The sequence below is a fragment of the Facklamia sp. HMSC062C11 genome, assembly GCF_001810675.1.
In the GTDB taxonomy this organism is placed as follows: Bacteria; Bacillota; Bacilli; order Lactobacillales; family Aerococcaceae; genus Facklamia; species Facklamia hominis.
In genome coordinates, this window is sequence record NZ_KV802399.1 from 40463 (window position 1) to 54862 (window position 14400).

A 14400-nucleotide genomic window follows, 5' to 3' on the forward strand; every position below is an offset into this window, starting at 1 on the left:
CACTAACTATGGCAAAAAATACGTATCCAACGGAGGTCCTCCAGGTCCAGATTCAAGATTTAAATGATAAGGGACAGGGGATGGCCGTCTATTACCACCCGGTTGACCAAGCCGGTCAACTGGCTCGAAAATTGAGGCTCACGATTCCATTTGCCTATCCGGGGGATGTGGTCCAAGTCACTGTTCCCAATGCTAAGGGACGCCGCCGGGCCACCGTTAATTATGATAGCATCTTGACCCCTTCGCCTGATCGGACCGGTCAAGCAGCCCCAGGCCAAGTTCCTGAAGCGGGGGCTCCCCTTCGATATATAGACTATTCAGCTCAGTTGGCCTATAAAGAAAAGAAAGTGTGTGATCTCTTTCGTCAAGGAGGCTTTGACCCGCAAGCAGTAAAATCCATTCTGGGAATGGACCATCCCTACCATTACCGCAATAAGATGGAATTAACCTTCGGAAAAGCGGGAGCGATCGGTATGCACCAAGCAGGCAATTTTCGCGTGATCAATGATTGGCAGGATAATGTGCTGGCCCCCGAAATCATGATGACCGTTAAGGAGACTGTCGCCAGCTGGCAGCAAGATCATCATTTGCCGGCCTATGACAAGGAGAGCCGACAAGGGCTCTTGCGACATTTGATGATGCGGCAGAGCTTTGCGACCCAGGAATTGATGGTGGCGGTCTTTGCGACCGAGTCTAGTGACGCTTATACCAAAGCAGCTAACGACCTGGTTCAACGCCTTCAAGCTGCTTGTCCCCAATTAGCCAGTCTTTTATGGATTGAGAATACGGATATTGCCGATCGGACTCAGGCTCAAGCAGTGACTGTCCTAGCGGGGCGTGATTTTATTTATGACCAGTTAGCTGGCTTTCGTTATCGGATCTGGTTCGATACCTTCTTCCAACCCAACCCCCAACAAGCAGAAAAAATGGTCGAGACTGCTTTGAACTTAGCGCAGATCGATGCTGATATGCGGGTGATGGATCTCTTCTGTGGCGTGGGAACCTTCTCTCTACCGCTAGCTCAAGCGGCCAAGGAATTAGCCGGAATTGAGATTGTCGACAGCTCGATTCAATCCGCCAGACGGAATGCGGCAGATAATGGGATCGATAATACCTACTTCTTAACGGCCGATGCCCGTAGCGGTATGAAGACCGTTGAAGCAGAATGGGGTCAACCAGACCTAGTTCTATTGGATCCTCCTCGTAGCGGTGCCGGTGGCAAGGTCATGCGCCGGATTGGTCGATTGGGAACCGACAAGATCATCTATGTCTCCTGTAACCCAGTGACTCTGGTCCAAGACCTCCAATGGCTGAAGGACTTTGGTTATGAGCTGGTCTCATGCCAGCCCATTGACCAATTCCCACAGACGGTGCATGTGGAAGCCATAGCGTTGATACAAAAGATGTAAATTTAGAAATCTTGCATTTTAAGTAGTTTTATAAGCATTTTGTCTTTGAAAAAGATGAAGAAGGATACGTCAAAAAGACTCAAAAAAACTATATGGACGTGAGAGTAGTTTTTGGGCTGGTATGAGGAAACACAAAAATATAATTAACTCGTTTTGTACTTTCTACAAGAGTAGCTTAAAAGGCTGCTCTTTTTTTGCTTTTTATCAAATTTATATATACCTATACAAACATCTATAAGCTCATATAAGATAAAGATGTATAAATATAAAAATTAGTTTAATCACAAAAATCGCATTTTAAATTGTGATCCTTGCAAGCTAAATTACGAACTTCACTAGGAAGTTTCCCCTTGTATCTTTTGTAATAAATGGAAAATTTGCTATGGGATGTGTATCCAACAGACTCTGCTATTTCCTTTATAGGTAGTTCGGTATTTAAGAGAAGAGTTTCAGCTACATTCATTCTTTTTCTTTGGGTGTATTCTGTAATGCTTTGACCATATTTTTCTTTGAACAAATTTTTTAATTTTGTTCCGCTCATTTTAGATATTTTTTCAAGGGTTTCTTGATTTACATTCATAGTGAAATGATCATCTAAAAATCTTGCTACATCTTCAAGTGCTTTATTATCATCGGACTTAATTTTATATTTATTTCTATTTAAGTAGGTATCTATAACAATGCTTACCCATTCATTTGCTTTGGCTTTAAAGAAAAAATCAGCGGCAGGAGAGTCCATCTTACAATTTAATATTTCCATTGCCACTTTTTCTAAGGATTTTGTAAGAATTATTTGATTCGGTTGAAGTAAAGCTGAATAAAATGATTCTGGATTAATGTTAATATATGCTAAATGTTTTTCTATTAGTTCTTTTTTAAAACCAATGGAAACAGCAAGATAACAACAATTCTCGTGTAATAAAAAAACGAAATTATCTCTTATGTTGTTAAAGTCAAAAGTACATAATGAATTTGCGGTAAGTGTTTGATAGGGATTAAATTTTTCTCCGTTTGCACTGACAATGTAGCTTGAATAAATTGAAACATAATCTGTCATGCTATAAGTGCTATTTTGAATTACTTCTTCTCTGATATAAAAATCATGGACATCAATAATAAATCCATCTCCTTCATAGAACCAATAAAGCCCTTCTGCAGAAGTAGAGTCCTCTTTATTCCAACAAAAAGTGTGCCCTGCACTTGAATACTTCTTATTGTTTTTACATTCATCTACTTTCATATATTCTTTTACAAAATCATAATATGACATAATACACCTATCCCTTTTATACAATATTCCAATTAGCCTTATTAATCCAAAACTATTGTATTAGCAATTATAACCTATATTATATAATATGAAAGCAATGTTACTTATTATCAAACAAGGAAATTTATATCTAAAAGGGATATTAAATAAAGGAGATATGATTATGAAGATTTACAAAAAACTATTTGCTTATGTACAGGATAAAAAATATCTTGGGGTTTTAGCTATAGTTTTTTCTGCTATATCTGCTGCACTTACGGTATATGGATATTATATAATCTACAAATTTCTAGATAAGTTAATAATTAATTCAAATTTATCTGGTGCAGAGAGTTTAGCATTAAAATCTGTTATTACACTAACCAGTGGAGCAATATTTTATTTTGTTTCAGAAATGTTTTCACACATCCTGGGATTTAGACTTGAAACAAATTTAAGAAAAAGAGGGATCGATGGTTTAGAGAAAGCTAGTTTTAGGTTTTTTGACTTGAACCCTTCTGGTCAAATTAGAAAAATCATAGATGACAATGCCGCACAAACTCATCAGGTAGTAGCTCACATGATTCCAGATAGTTCTCAGGCAATAGTTACACCCATACTTGTCCTTGTACTAGGCTTTATAGTAAGTATAAGAGTTGGCATAACCTTGCTTGCTCTTACAATAATTGGTGGCTTAATTTTAGGGGCGATGATGGGCGAGCAAGAATTTATGAAAATATACCAAGAAGCCCTATCTAAACTAAGTGCTGAGACTGTTGAATACGTTAGAGGGATGCAAGTTGTAAAAATATTTAGAGCAAATGTAGAGTCCTTTAAAAGTTTTTACAAGGCGATAAAAGATTACTCGAAATACGCTTATGATTATTCCCTATCTTGTAAAAAGCCTTATGTTTTATACCAATGCTTATTTTTTGGACTGATTGCGATTTTAATTATTCCTATAATTTATTTTATGGCTAGCTTAGGTAGTACCAAGGTGATTTTACTTGAACTTATCATGATTTTATTTTTATCAGGAGTTCTCTTTGTTTCATTTATGAGAATGATGTGGTACTCTATGTACATTTCTCAAGGCAATTATGCAGTGGATACTTTAGAGGCGCTTTATGAAGATATGCAAAAAGACAAATTAGTGCATGGTAATGTCAATAATTTTAAAAACTATAATATAGACTTTGAGAATGTTAGCTTTGCTTATAACGATAAAGCTGTCATTGAAAATTTATCCTTTAAATTAGAAGAGGGAAAGTCCTATGCACTAGTCGGTTCATCTGGATCAGGTAAATCAACAGTGGCAAAACTTATATCAGGTTTTTACAATGTTAATGAAGGAAACATAAAGATAGGCGGGATAGCAATAAGTGAATATTCTGACGAAGCCTTAATTAAAGCCATTTCCTTTGTCTTTCAAGATTCAAAATTATTCAAGAAAAGCATTTATGAAAATGTAGCCTTAGCTAATAAAGAAGCGACAAGAGATGACGTTATGAGAGCCTTAAAATTAGCAGGATGCGATTTGATATTAGACAAATTCCCAGAAAGAGAAAATACAATCATAGGCTCAAAGGGAGTTTATTTATCTGGCGGCGAAAAACAAAGAATTGCCATTGCCAGAGCAATTTTAAAGGATTCCAAAATTATTATTATGGATGAAGCATCGGCATCAATTGACCCAGATAACGAATTTGAATTACAAAAAGCTTTCAAAAATCTTATGAAGGATAAAACAGTTATTATGATTGCTCACAGGCTTTCTACAATTAAAGACCTTGATGAAATTCTTGTAATGGATAATGGCAAGATAATAGAAAGAGGATCAGATCAAGAGTTAATATCAAAAGATTCAAATTATAAGAGACTGCAAGAGATGTTTAACAGTGCGAATGAATGGAGGGTTTCAAATGAAGGAGTTTTATAAAAAAAGATTTGCTCTTACAGATAAAGGAGCAAGAAATTTAAGTAAAGCAACACTATCCTCATTTTTCGTTTATTGTATAAACATGCTTCCTGCCATATTACTAATGATTTTTGCTCAGGAAGTTTTGGAAAATATGGATAAAAGCAAGGGATTTTATATAGTATTCTCAGCCTTGACCTTGATAGCAATGTATATTTTGCTTTCAGTCGAATACGATAAATTATATAGCACAACCTATCAAGAAAGTGCAGACTTAAGAATAAGGACAGCGGAGAATTTATCAAAACTACCTCTATCATACTTTTCTAAACATGATATTTCAGATCTAGCCCAAACAATCATGGCTGACATTGAAGGAATAGAGCATGCAATGAGCCACTCGATACCAAAAGTGGGCGGTATGGCACTCTTCTTCCCACTTATATCCATCATGATGTTAGTTGGCAATGTAAAGATGGGTTTAGCTGTAATTATTCCAACGATATTAAGTTTTATATTTATACCACTATCTAAAAAACATCAGGTTAAGGGACAAAAAAGATATTATGATATTCTAAGAGAAAACTCAGAAAGTTTTCAGGAAAATATCGAAATGCAAATGGAGATTAAAGCCTATGGCTTATCAGAGGAAATGAAGGAAAAGCTGTATGAAAAAATGGAGAAAAGTGAAAAAGTCCACTTAAAGACAGAAATAGGACTTATTTTAACTATGTCTATATCTTCAATATTTAGCTTTATTTCCCTTGCAGTTGTAATATTTGTTGGCGTAAATCTAATTATTAATAAAGAGATAAGCGCCCTCTACCTTATAGGATATTTACTAGCGGCTATGAAGATAAAAGACGCTCTTGATGCATCTAAAGAGGGAATGATGGAGATATTTTATTTATCGCCTAAAATTGAAAGATTAAAAGAAATTCAAAATCAAGATTTACAAGAAGGCGATGACTATGAACTAAAAAAATTTGACATTGATTTAAAAGATGTTGAATTTGCCTACAATAAAGACACAAAAGTTTTAAATGGTGTAAGCTTTAAAGCTAAGCAGGGAGAGGTAACTGCTTTAGTAGGAGCAAGTGGTTGCGGCAAAACAACTATATTGAAACTTATATCAAGACTTTATGATTACGACGAGGGACAAATCTTAATCGATGGCAAAGATATAAAAGAAATATCAACAGAATCCCTTTTTGATAAGGTGTCTATTGTTTTCCAAGATGTAGTTCTATTTAATCAAAGCGTTATGGAAAATGTTAGGATCGGAAAGCAAGATGCAAGTGACGAAGAAGTTAAAAGAGCAGCAAAACTTGCAAATTGCACAGATTTTATAGAAAAATTGGATAAGGGTTTCGATACAGTTATTGGTGAAAACGGTGCTGAACTATCAGGCGGAGAAAGACAAAGATTATCAATAGCCAGAGCCTTCTTAAAAGATGCACCGATATTGATCTTAGACGAGATAGCAGCAAGCCTTGATGTTGACAATGAGAAAAAAATTCAAGAGTCTTTAAATAATCTAATTAAAGATAAAACTGTTGTCATCATTTCACACAGAATGAAATCCATAGAAAATGCAGACAAGATTGTAGTTCTTGAAAACGGAAAATTAGAAAGTGAAGGCAAACATGAAGAGCTTTTACAAAAATCAAAAGTTTATAGGAACTTAATAGAAAAAACAAAAATGGCAGAAGAATTTATTTATTAGGAGGACAGAAGCAAAGACTTGCAATAGCATCTGTTATGTGGAAGTATTCTCCGTTTGTCTATTTCGAAGAACCCAAAAGTGTTATGGATTATTCCAATATGATAAAAATATCGGCAGTCTTCGGATGACCTTTAACTTTTTGCTTAGTTTAACGCAGCAAATCATATAATTGAAAGAAATCAGCGTTATACGCTATAATTAAATTGATAATTAATATCATCCAAGTGTAAGGAGGCGTTTAATTATGACTTTATACAAGAGTATATTAATTGGTATTTTGGGTTCATTTCTAATGTTTTTGGGAGACATGACCCTATATTATGATCCAAATGATTACGATGGCAAGGATACTATAAATAATATTATTGGCATAATGAAAAATGTTAGCATAAAAAGATTATACATTGGTGGTCTTTTAGGTCCAATAGCTGCCTTTATATATTGCATTGGATTTTATCATATTGTTTTATCATGTCAGGAAAATTATTTAAATCTTGCTTGGTTTGTATTTTTAATAAATATCTTGGGAATGATACTTGGTGGAGCTTATCATATTCAATGTGCCTACTTAGGCTTATTATCTAGGTACGAAAACAAAGAAGCTTTTGATGAGTTTTTAAAATTTTTAAAACTTCAAGCAAAAATAGTTTTTGGGATTATGGCTATAGCAAATATAGCAATAGCAGTGTTAATTTTATTTGGATTCACCGTATTTCCAAGATGGCAGGCCTTATTTACACCGATATTTCTTTTGATTTTTACTCCAATTGTTGGAAGATTGCCAAAGGGACTGCATATGATTATTCGCGGTGGTTGGCTTAACATAATTTATTTTGTTTACTACTTATCTTTATTGATAAACTATACTAATATGAATTTATAAGCTTATAAAGTAAAGGGTTAGAATCATTATTTTAGTTGATACAGGGGAATTTTATAAAATTTATTATTTAAAGGAGAATTTTTTATGAAACAGTCAAATTTTATTGATAAGAGTACAAAACCTGATTATAGAAACTGGGTTCCTGCAAGTTTACTTAGGAATTTCATCGGAGGGACTATAATTACTTTTATTCTCTTTATAATTTTCGCAGGGACAGACCTTGTTCTCAGTGGAACTCCTAGGATTATCTGTGGAATTATTTTAGGAATTGCAGTCTTAATCCTTCTATTTTTTTCAATGATGCTTTCCTTTATGTATCGAACCTTTGATTACAAGGGCAAGAGGAAGCTTGCTAAAGTCATAATAGATGGGACTGCTGACTATGTAAAGATCCCGGACGGCGGCGTTGGACTAGATGTAGGATGCGGTAGCGGTGCACTTACCATTGCTTGCGCAAAAAGAAATCCAAAAGCGACCATGGTGGGCTGTGATATTTGGAGCGGTTCATATAAAGGGGAGTTTTCTAAAAAGATTTGTGAGGACAATGCAAAGGCTGAAGGTGTTTCTAATGTGAGATTTGAAGAGGGCAATGCAGTGAATCTTCCATTTGAAGATGAATGCTTCGATGTGGTGACAAGCAACTACGTTTATCACAATATAATGGGACATAATAAGCAAGAACTTTTACTAGAAACATTTCGTGTACTTAAAAAAGGTGGCGTTTTTGTTATTCATGATTTGACAAATAAATCAAGATACGGAGATATGGATAAATTTATCGAAAGGCTTAAAAAAGATGGCTACGAAGATGTGCAATTAATTGATACAACAAAGGGTCTTTTTATGGGTCACAAAGAAGCTTTATTGTTAGGACTTTACGGCTCAACTCTTATTATTGGAAAAAAATAAAATAGTATATAAATTACTATAAAAATTTGGAAAATTGATGGGGTATGTAAGATGAAATATAAGGGTTTTTATTTCTTATTATTTAAAGGTCCGATGAAAAAAGTTCTTATAGAAAAGTATGGTAAAGTATATGCTTCGGATATTATTAGAAAGAGCAAAGGTGTCTATAGAGATTTGGTTGAGAATATGGATGACATCGGTGCTGATAACCCAATGGTTTACAATGAAATGTTTGCTCTAGTATTTGTATCTCCATATTTAGCAAGTGAGAAAAAAATTCCGCCAGAAACCATCCGAGAAATGATGCGCAAATCTCTTTATTCTGTCAAATGGTTTTTTTCCTTAATTAATCTAAATACTAAGAGAGGAAAAGAGGCCAATAAGAAAAATATTCTTAAGTATTACAAGTGGTACACAGAAAAAAAGGAAAAACAATATCCAACTTCTTTTAAAGTGGACTTTGTTGACCAGCCTTATGATGGAGCTTGTTATTATAGAATTACCCGTTGTCCGATTTGTGCTTACACAAAAAAGCTTGGAGTTTTTGAACTAATGCCTCTTTTTTGTGAACTAGATGAAGTCATGATAAAACTTCAACATGGAGTTTTACATAGAAAAGAAACCATCGCTAAGGGAGGAGACTACTGCGATTTCTTCATTCTAGGAGACAAAGAGTAATAGATAATTTATTATTTTTAGTCTATTTGATTTAAAAAATTTTAATTAAGGGAAAAGAAATGAATATCATTACCTATGGAAATAGAAATAATAAGTCAATATTATTTATTCATGGCCTTGCTTCAACTGCAGATCGATGTTTCAAACCGTTGCTTCCTTATTTGCAAGATTATTTTGTAATTTTCTGTGAATTGGACGGACATTATGGAAGTAATCCAAAAGATTTAACTTCAATGAAAGAAACCATAGATTCCATAGAGAGCTACATATTAAATGAAATGAGCGGGAGTCTCTATGGACTATGTGGATTTTCTATGGGAGCGACCATCGCAGTTGAACTCATTGGAAGAGGAAATATTTCTGCTTTGAGAGTCCTATTAGATGGGGCGATTACTGCCGACTTGGGCTTGATGGCAAGGCCATTTACCTGTGCTTTTATTATTGGGACAAGTAGAATTAAAAATAAAAAGCCTCTACCTAAATTTTTATTAGATAAGCTTATGGGCAAGGATAATCTAAGCGTAATAGAAATGATGTATCCGCAAATTTCAAAAAAGACGATTAAAAATGTCTGCAAGTTTATCTATCATTACAAAGTTCCAAAAACTTTAACCAACTTTTCAAATCCGGTAATGTTTTGGCGAGGAAGTGAAGAGCCTATCCCTGGAAAAAGTGAAAAGATTTTAAGAGAGTATCTTCCGCAAATGAAGACAGAGGTGTTCGAAGGAATGGGCCACGGACAATTTCTCCACGAACATCCAAAAGAATACGCTGAGAAGCTAAAGATCTTTTTGGAAAACAAATAAGGAGCATATTATGGATATAACACGAGCAATATTAGATGGAATTGCAATGGCTGCTATCTTTAATGGTGCAGTGGCAGCTTTTGTATTGATTAACCCGAGGTTTTTCTTCGATTCCTATCCAAAAGAAATACAAAATTCGGCTCCAGAAAAGATGACGAAAGAAGAAAAAAGAATAAATGCAATACTTACGATTATAATTTCAGGAATCGTATTTATATATGGAGTGACCTCTCTTTTACATACTGGAATAAGAGAGCTTAGAGATCTTTTCTGGATGAGCTATATTCAGTGGATAATATTAAACTTGGGAGATTTCTTTTTATTGGATGTACTTTTGTTCCAAGGAAAGTACAAGGATAGGATAGTCATACCGGGCACAGAAGGACATGAGGACTACGAATTTGGAAATTGGATGAAACATTTGGCCATTAAGGAACATTTTATCTTGGTGCCATTTTTATTAATTCCAATCGCATCCATAGTAGAAGCGTGGCTAGTGATTCTACTTGGATTATAAAATAAAATTTGAAAGAAAGGAATAAAAGAAGCAGCAATAGAAAAAGCTTTTGTTGAAAGCTATAGGCAATTATGCCATGCAGATTCAACGATAATAGATGACTTTTTAAAATTGTTGAAGAAGAAATTAATGATAACACTTTATTTAAAGATCTGAAAAAGATAGAAAACTAATTAAATAGAATCATTAGTCAAGAAAAAAAGTTAGTTGATCTTCATTTAGAAGATAGTATAGACGAAGAAGTTTATGCTAAAAAGTATAAAAAACTTACAAAGCAAAAAGAAGAATTACTTGATGAAAAGAAAACACTGGAACTAACAATAAAAGATGAAAACTCTATCAAAGAAAGATTAAAGCAATTTGAAAAGATCTTAGAGAATAGAGAAATTATAGAGGAATTTAACAGAATAGTATTTGAAAGCATAGTTGATAAAGTCGTGGTGGGTAGAATTGATAAAGACGGAACAGTTCATCCTTATGACTTAACATTCTATTTCAAAACAGGAGTTAAAGATAGTCAAGATTCTAATAACTTTAAAGATAAAAGAAAAAATGCCAAAGACAATGACATTAATAAATTGTGTTCCTACAAGAATGACGAGGATAAAAAATTATGTTCCCAATCAAAAGACAACGCATGTTGAGACGGTGGTATTGATGTCGAGGAAATCAGGATGAACGGCTTGAAACGCTCAGGTTGTTGTCAAATAGTACTGTAACTGTAGTTTCGATGTCCATGGAGGAATAAACCACGAGAGAGGATAAAAAACATGAAGCATAGAATGAATCTTAACGATGCTCCGTTTCGGATGATAAAAAGCGGAGAAAAGACGATAGAGCTTCGCCTGTATGACGAAAAAAGGAGAACGGTCAAAATCGGAGACATGATCGAATTCGTCTTGATGGGAAACTCCTCAGAGCGTTTGAATGCACAGGTGACAGACCTGCATGTGTTTAAGTCTTTTGAAGAGCTTTATCACGAGCTGCCTCTGCTGAAATGCGGTTACACAGCTCAGAATATCGGCACGGCGTCACCGGCTGATATGGATATTTTTTATACAAAAGGCGAGCAGCAAAAGTACAGCGTGGTCGGCATTGAGCTTCGCCCTATACAGCCGCTCCAGATAGAGCGGCTGATTCTCCGTCCTTGGAAAGAAGCGGATGCGGAAGAGTGTTATAAATACGCAAAAGATCCACGTGTAGGTCCTATTGCCGGATGGCCGGTGCATACAAGCGTGGAAAACAGTCGTCAGGTTATCCTGGATGTGCTGATGGTGCCCGAGACTTACGCCGTCGCGCTGAAGGAGACAGGACTACCTGTTGGCAGCATTGGTCTGCATTTTCACAGTGACCTTGCTGAAAAGGATGACGAGGCGGAGCTTGGATATTGGATGGGTGTACCCTACTGGGGCCAGGGTCTTGTTACGGAAGCAGCAAGGGAACTGTTGCGCTACGCCTTTGAAGATATGAAACTTTCCCGGGTGTGGTGTGGCTACTATGATGGCAACGAGAAATCGAAACGTGTGCAGGAGAAGCTTGGATTCAAGTATCAATGGACAACCGAGGAAGTACCTGTGCCGCAGATGGGTGGACTTCGTAAGGGACACGTCAACATGATGACGAGAGAGGAATGGGCAGGCCTCATTACGCATAATACGCCGTCTTTGGAAGACTGCTAGAATGGTGTAGATGTTCTTTATGACGATATTGCTATCGATAATCCGGTAATTAAGATGTTTCAAAAGTATACTTTTAACGAAATGGGATGTGCTGAAACTGCAAAAGCCTATGTATGAACAATTATTTGAATTTAAAGGAATATAGCGATGCAACATGACTGTTGTTTTAGAGATTGAGATAAGTGGTTTAGATATAGAGCAGCAGCAATTATAGTCGAAGATAATTGCGTCTTGTTTGCAGGAAATAAAGTCAATGACTATTACTACTCCATAGGCGGAGGAGTTCTTTTAGGGGAAACATCTGAGGAGGACGTAAAAAGGAAAGTATTTGAAGAAACCGGGGTCAAATATGAGGTAGATTATCTTGCTGTGGTACACGATAATTTCTTTGCTGGAAGTTCCGACTTAAAGGGCTACGACTGCCATGAGATTGCCTTCTATTACATGATGAAACCGAAGGGCAATAAGAATCTTATCAGCCAGAGCGTTACTATGGGCAGCGTATAAGAGACTATGCACTGGATACCTATTGATGAACTTTATAATTACAAAGCTTTTCAATCTTTTATGCAAGAATAACTCCAATTAGATCATATCGGAGTTAAACATATCATTACAGATGAAAGAGCTTAACAAATCCAAGTTCGCAGCGCACTTGGACACATACTCTCCAGCGATACTCCTCTTGCCGGCCTACCTCCTGCAATGAGCGTACAGACAGGCTTCTTGATTCATGGTTATCATCAGGGTAGTCTTGATACATTGTGAGTGTATAGTATTGTTGTTAAGAAAATAGTATAGGTGTTGATTAGGGTGATAGAATAGTTAGTTTATAGGATATAACTAATAATCAGTAAAATTTTTATGGATATAGATCGGGAAAAATAAGGATCTTCAAAATATAAGTAAATTACAATTTGATTTTTGAGAAGTGATAATAAGATTTATTAACATAGGAAGTTTTGAGAGAGGTACTTAATGAATTTACTAAAGATAATACTTATAGTAGTGGGAGTCGTTTTTACTACATTTGGATATTTGATCTATTTTAAAGAAAAATATAATTTGATTAACGGTTTTGAGGCGGATTATAAATCTGGAAGAAAGACAGAATACTATGCTAAAAAGGTAGGATTGGTAGAACTTATCATTGGCATTATCTTTATTTTAATTGGGATTTACATGATAATCATTAAATAAATGCCTCCTCCTTTGTCTATCTATTAATTTTTGAGGACGTCGAAATAGAGAACTAATTATATATAATTAGTTTGGAAAATTTATATGATAAATAGAAGATTTGAAAAATAGATATAAATGTGTATTATAATACTTAACAGTACCCGACACGCCTCTTAACAACGCGGACCAAGTCGGGTCTTTTGATTTTACTTAATAGGCTTAAATATATTTAGTATAATATTATCATAAGCAATTGAGGATAATCGTGAGCAAATAAAAAATAAGTAGTTAAGTTAATAACTACTTATTAGGAAATCCTGAAATTGCAAATATGGAATCAATTGATATACTAGTAAATTTATCTTCATATTTATTTTTGATGGAGCTAATTGATGAGATTAAAGATTGGTATTCTTTTTCAGGAATAACTAGTTTAAGGACCAATATTAAATCATGTAAATTTTTTCCAGTATAATTCTCATCAAAAAACTTTTCAAATATAGCGGTTTGACCAGCTTTATTCAATGAGAATGAATACATGACTTCATCATGGGCACAAACATTTCTGAAAAAATTACAGATTTTAATTATATCTATAAGTTCAGTCTTACTAATTTTTTCTTTAGACTGGTAACTCTCTTTATATCTCTCACCAAAATCTTTAGCATTTTTATTTTGAAGAGATTCATCTAGGGAATTATAAAAATAAGATATATTTCCTAAAGTAAGGAAATTTACAAGAACCCAAAGAGGGATGTGGTCATGCTTTTTTATATAATGCTTAATAGGTTTCTTGCCATTTGAATTTTTATTTTCTCTACTTATGGCATTGGATAATGTCCCTATATTTTTCAAAACATAATTTAGCTGATGCTTTGATGCAGAATAATTTTCAATTTGTAAGTAAGGATATAGTCCATCTCTGTATAAGTCTGAAAAATGATAAGCACAGGATGTTTTTAGAAGTTTCTCAAAACGGAGTAGAGAAGAAAAAATCACTTCTTTTAATTTACGATCCATTTCATGAAGAGCATAAATTTCTTCAAAACTACTACCAGCTTTATATACATCTTCTACCTCATTAGAAGATGTATTGTCTAAAAATGGATTTTTATAGCTATTGATAAGGTTATAATAATTAACTTGTGATAAAATAATTTTAGCATATTCTGGATTATTAATGTTTAAACCTCTATTTGAGAGTATTTCAATTTGTTCATCATAAGTTTTAAACGGTTTACTCATATACACACCTCATAAAAAAACGCCCCGCCACGTATGGCGAGGGCTTGTTCCTTAGCTAAATTATAGCAGAATTATACTTAAAGTCAAGGATTGTAAGAAATAATTTTTTATGATGTATAATCAGAGATAGATATGTTCCCACATACAAGGCTTTTGAAAAAGTTACAATTTTATCCATACTGACCACTCAAGCCATGTG

The 14400-nt window shown here is 34.6% G+C and carries 12 protein-coding genes and 1 pseudogene; 11 read left to right on the forward strand and 2 right to left on the reverse strand.

Annotated features, from left to right (window positions below; genetic code table 11):
- Nucleotides 1-8: 8 nt before the first annotated feature.
- Nucleotides 9-1409: a 23S rRNA (uracil(1939)-C(5))-methyltransferase RlmD gene (rlmD, locus tag HMPREF2758_RS04645; RefSeq protein WP_070609404.1), complete on the forward strand. Its 1401-nt coding sequence runs from the start codon at nt 9-11 to the stop codon at nt 1407-1409.
- A gap of 277 nt (nt 1410-1686) precedes the next feature.
- Here rlmD and HMPREF2758_RS04650 read toward each other — a convergent pair whose 3' ends face one another.
- On the reverse strand, nt 1687-2679 hold the full coding sequence (locus HMPREF2758_RS04650; RefSeq protein WP_070609405.1) for a helix-turn-helix domain-containing protein: 993 nt from the start codon (nt 2677-2679) through the stop codon (nt 1687-1689).
- Between the two features lie 163 nt (nt 2680-2842).
- On the opposite strand from HMPREF2758_RS04650, the gene HMPREF2758_RS04655 reads away from it, so the two are divergent.
- The 10 genes and pseudogenes from HMPREF2758_RS04655 (at nt 2843) to HMPREF2758_RS04700 (ending at nt 12974) form a co-directional block, all read left to right on the forward strand.
- A complete protein-coding gene (locus HMPREF2758_RS04655) occupies nt 2843-4597 on the forward strand; it encodes an ABC transporter ATP-binding protein (protein WP_006908812.1) in 1755 nt (584 codons plus the stop codon).
- Entirely contained in the window at nt 4581-6302 is a 1722-nt protein-coding gene (locus tag HMPREF2758_RS04660; RefSeq protein ID WP_070609407.1) for an ABC transporter ATP-binding protein, read from the forward strand. Before HMPREF2758_RS04655 ends, HMPREF2758_RS04660 begins: the two co-directional genes overlap by 17 nt.
- Nucleotides 6303-6546: 244 nt before the next feature.
- Nucleotides 6547-7185 (forward strand): DUF6796 family protein, encoded by a 639-nt coding sequence (locus HMPREF2758_RS04665; protein ID WP_016648329.1) that lies wholly within the window; start codon nt 6547-6549, stop codon nt 7183-7185.
- Between the two features lie 84 nt (nt 7186-7269).
- A complete protein-coding gene (locus HMPREF2758_RS04670; protein WP_006908815.1) occupies nt 7270-8094 on the forward strand; it encodes a class I SAM-dependent methyltransferase in 825 nt (274 codons plus the stop codon).
- A 51-nt stretch (nt 8095-8145) separates the two neighbouring features.
- Entirely contained in the window at nt 8146-8772 is a 627-nt protein-coding gene (locus tag HMPREF2758_RS04675) for an L-2-amino-thiazoline-4-carboxylic acid hydrolase (RefSeq protein WP_006908816.1), read from the forward strand.
- Between the two features lie 59 nt (nt 8773-8831).
- Nucleotides 8832-9578 (forward strand): alpha/beta fold hydrolase, encoded by a 747-nt coding sequence (locus HMPREF2758_RS04680; protein WP_006908817.1) that lies wholly within the window; start codon nt 8832-8834, stop codon nt 9576-9578.
- 10 nt (nt 9579-9588) lie between these two features.
- Nucleotides 9589-10095 (forward strand): hypothetical protein, encoded by a 507-nt coding sequence (locus HMPREF2758_RS04685; RefSeq protein WP_006908818.1) that lies wholly within the window; start codon nt 9589-9591, stop codon nt 10093-10095.
- 770 nt (nt 10096-10865) lie between these two features.
- The gene (locus HMPREF2758_RS09120; protein WP_148128879.1) at nt 10866-11774 is read left to right on the forward strand and encodes a GNAT family N-acetyltransferase; all 909 of its coding nucleotides are present in this window, start codon (nt 10866-10868) and stop codon (nt 11772-11774) included.
- 207 nt (nt 11775-11981) lie between these two features.
- Nucleotides 11982-12353: pseudogene (locus HMPREF2758_RS09030) on the forward strand (NUDIX hydrolase).
- Nucleotides 12354-12752: 399 nt separating this feature from the next.
- On the forward strand, nt 12753-12974 hold the full coding sequence (locus tag HMPREF2758_RS04700; RefSeq protein WP_006908820.1) for a DUF3784 domain-containing protein: 222 nt from the start codon (nt 12753-12755) through the stop codon (nt 12972-12974).
- Nucleotides 12975-13256: 282 nt separating this feature from the next.
- Here the strand turns inward: HMPREF2758_RS04700 and HMPREF2758_RS04705 are convergent, their stop codons facing one another.
- Entirely contained in the window at nt 13257-14201 is a 945-nt protein-coding gene (locus HMPREF2758_RS04705) for an Abi family protein (RefSeq protein WP_070609409.1), read from the reverse strand.
- Nucleotides 14202-14400 lie beyond the last annotated feature (199 nt).

What these genes read in the sequence shown, in the direction of transcription:
- HMPREF2758_RS04705 (WP_070609409.1), bottom strand. Translation starts at nt 14,201, where the DNA reads ATGAGTAAACCGTTTAAAACTTATGATGAACAAATTGAAATACTCTCA.
- HMPREF2758_RS04670 (WP_006908815.1), top strand. Translation starts at nt 7,270, where the DNA reads ATGAAACAGTCAAATTTTATTGATAAGAGTACAAAACCTGATTATAGA.
- HMPREF2758_RS04665 (WP_016648329.1), top strand. Translation starts at nt 6,547, where the DNA reads ATGACTTTATACAAGAGTATATTAATTGGTATTTTGGGTTCATTTCTA.
- HMPREF2758_RS04650 (WP_070609405.1), bottom strand. Translation starts at nt 2,679, where the DNA reads ATGTCATATTATGATTTTGTAAAAGAATATATGAAAGTAGATGAATGT.
- HMPREF2758_RS04660 (WP_070609407.1), top strand. Translation starts at nt 4,581, where the DNA reads ATGAAGGAGTTTTATAAAAAAAGATTTGCTCTTACAGATAAAGGAGCA.
- HMPREF2758_RS04675 (WP_006908816.1), top strand. Translation starts at nt 8,146, where the DNA reads ATGAAATATAAGGGTTTTTATTTCTTATTATTTAAAGGTCCGATGAAA.
- HMPREF2758_RS04700 (WP_006908820.1), top strand. Translation starts at nt 12,753, where the DNA reads ATGAATTTACTAAAGATAATACTTATAGTAGTGGGAGTCGTTTTTACT.
- HMPREF2758_RS09120 (WP_148128879.1), top strand. Translation starts at nt 10,866, where the DNA reads ATGAAGCATAGAATGAATCTTAACGATGCTCCGTTTCGGATGATAAAA.
- HMPREF2758_RS04655 (WP_006908812.1), top strand. Translation starts at nt 2,843, where the DNA reads ATGAAGATTTACAAAAAACTATTTGCTTATGTACAGGATAAAAAATAT.
- HMPREF2758_RS04685 (WP_006908818.1), top strand. Translation starts at nt 9,589, where the DNA reads ATGGATATAACACGAGCAATATTAGATGGAATTGCAATGGCTGCTATC.
- HMPREF2758_RS04680 (WP_006908817.1), top strand. Translation starts at nt 8,832, where the DNA reads ATGAATATCATTACCTATGGAAATAGAAATAATAAGTCAATATTATTT.
- rlmD (WP_070609404.1), top strand. Translation starts at nt 9, where the DNA reads ATGGCAAAAAATACGTATCCAACGGAGGTCCTCCAGGTCCAGATTCAA.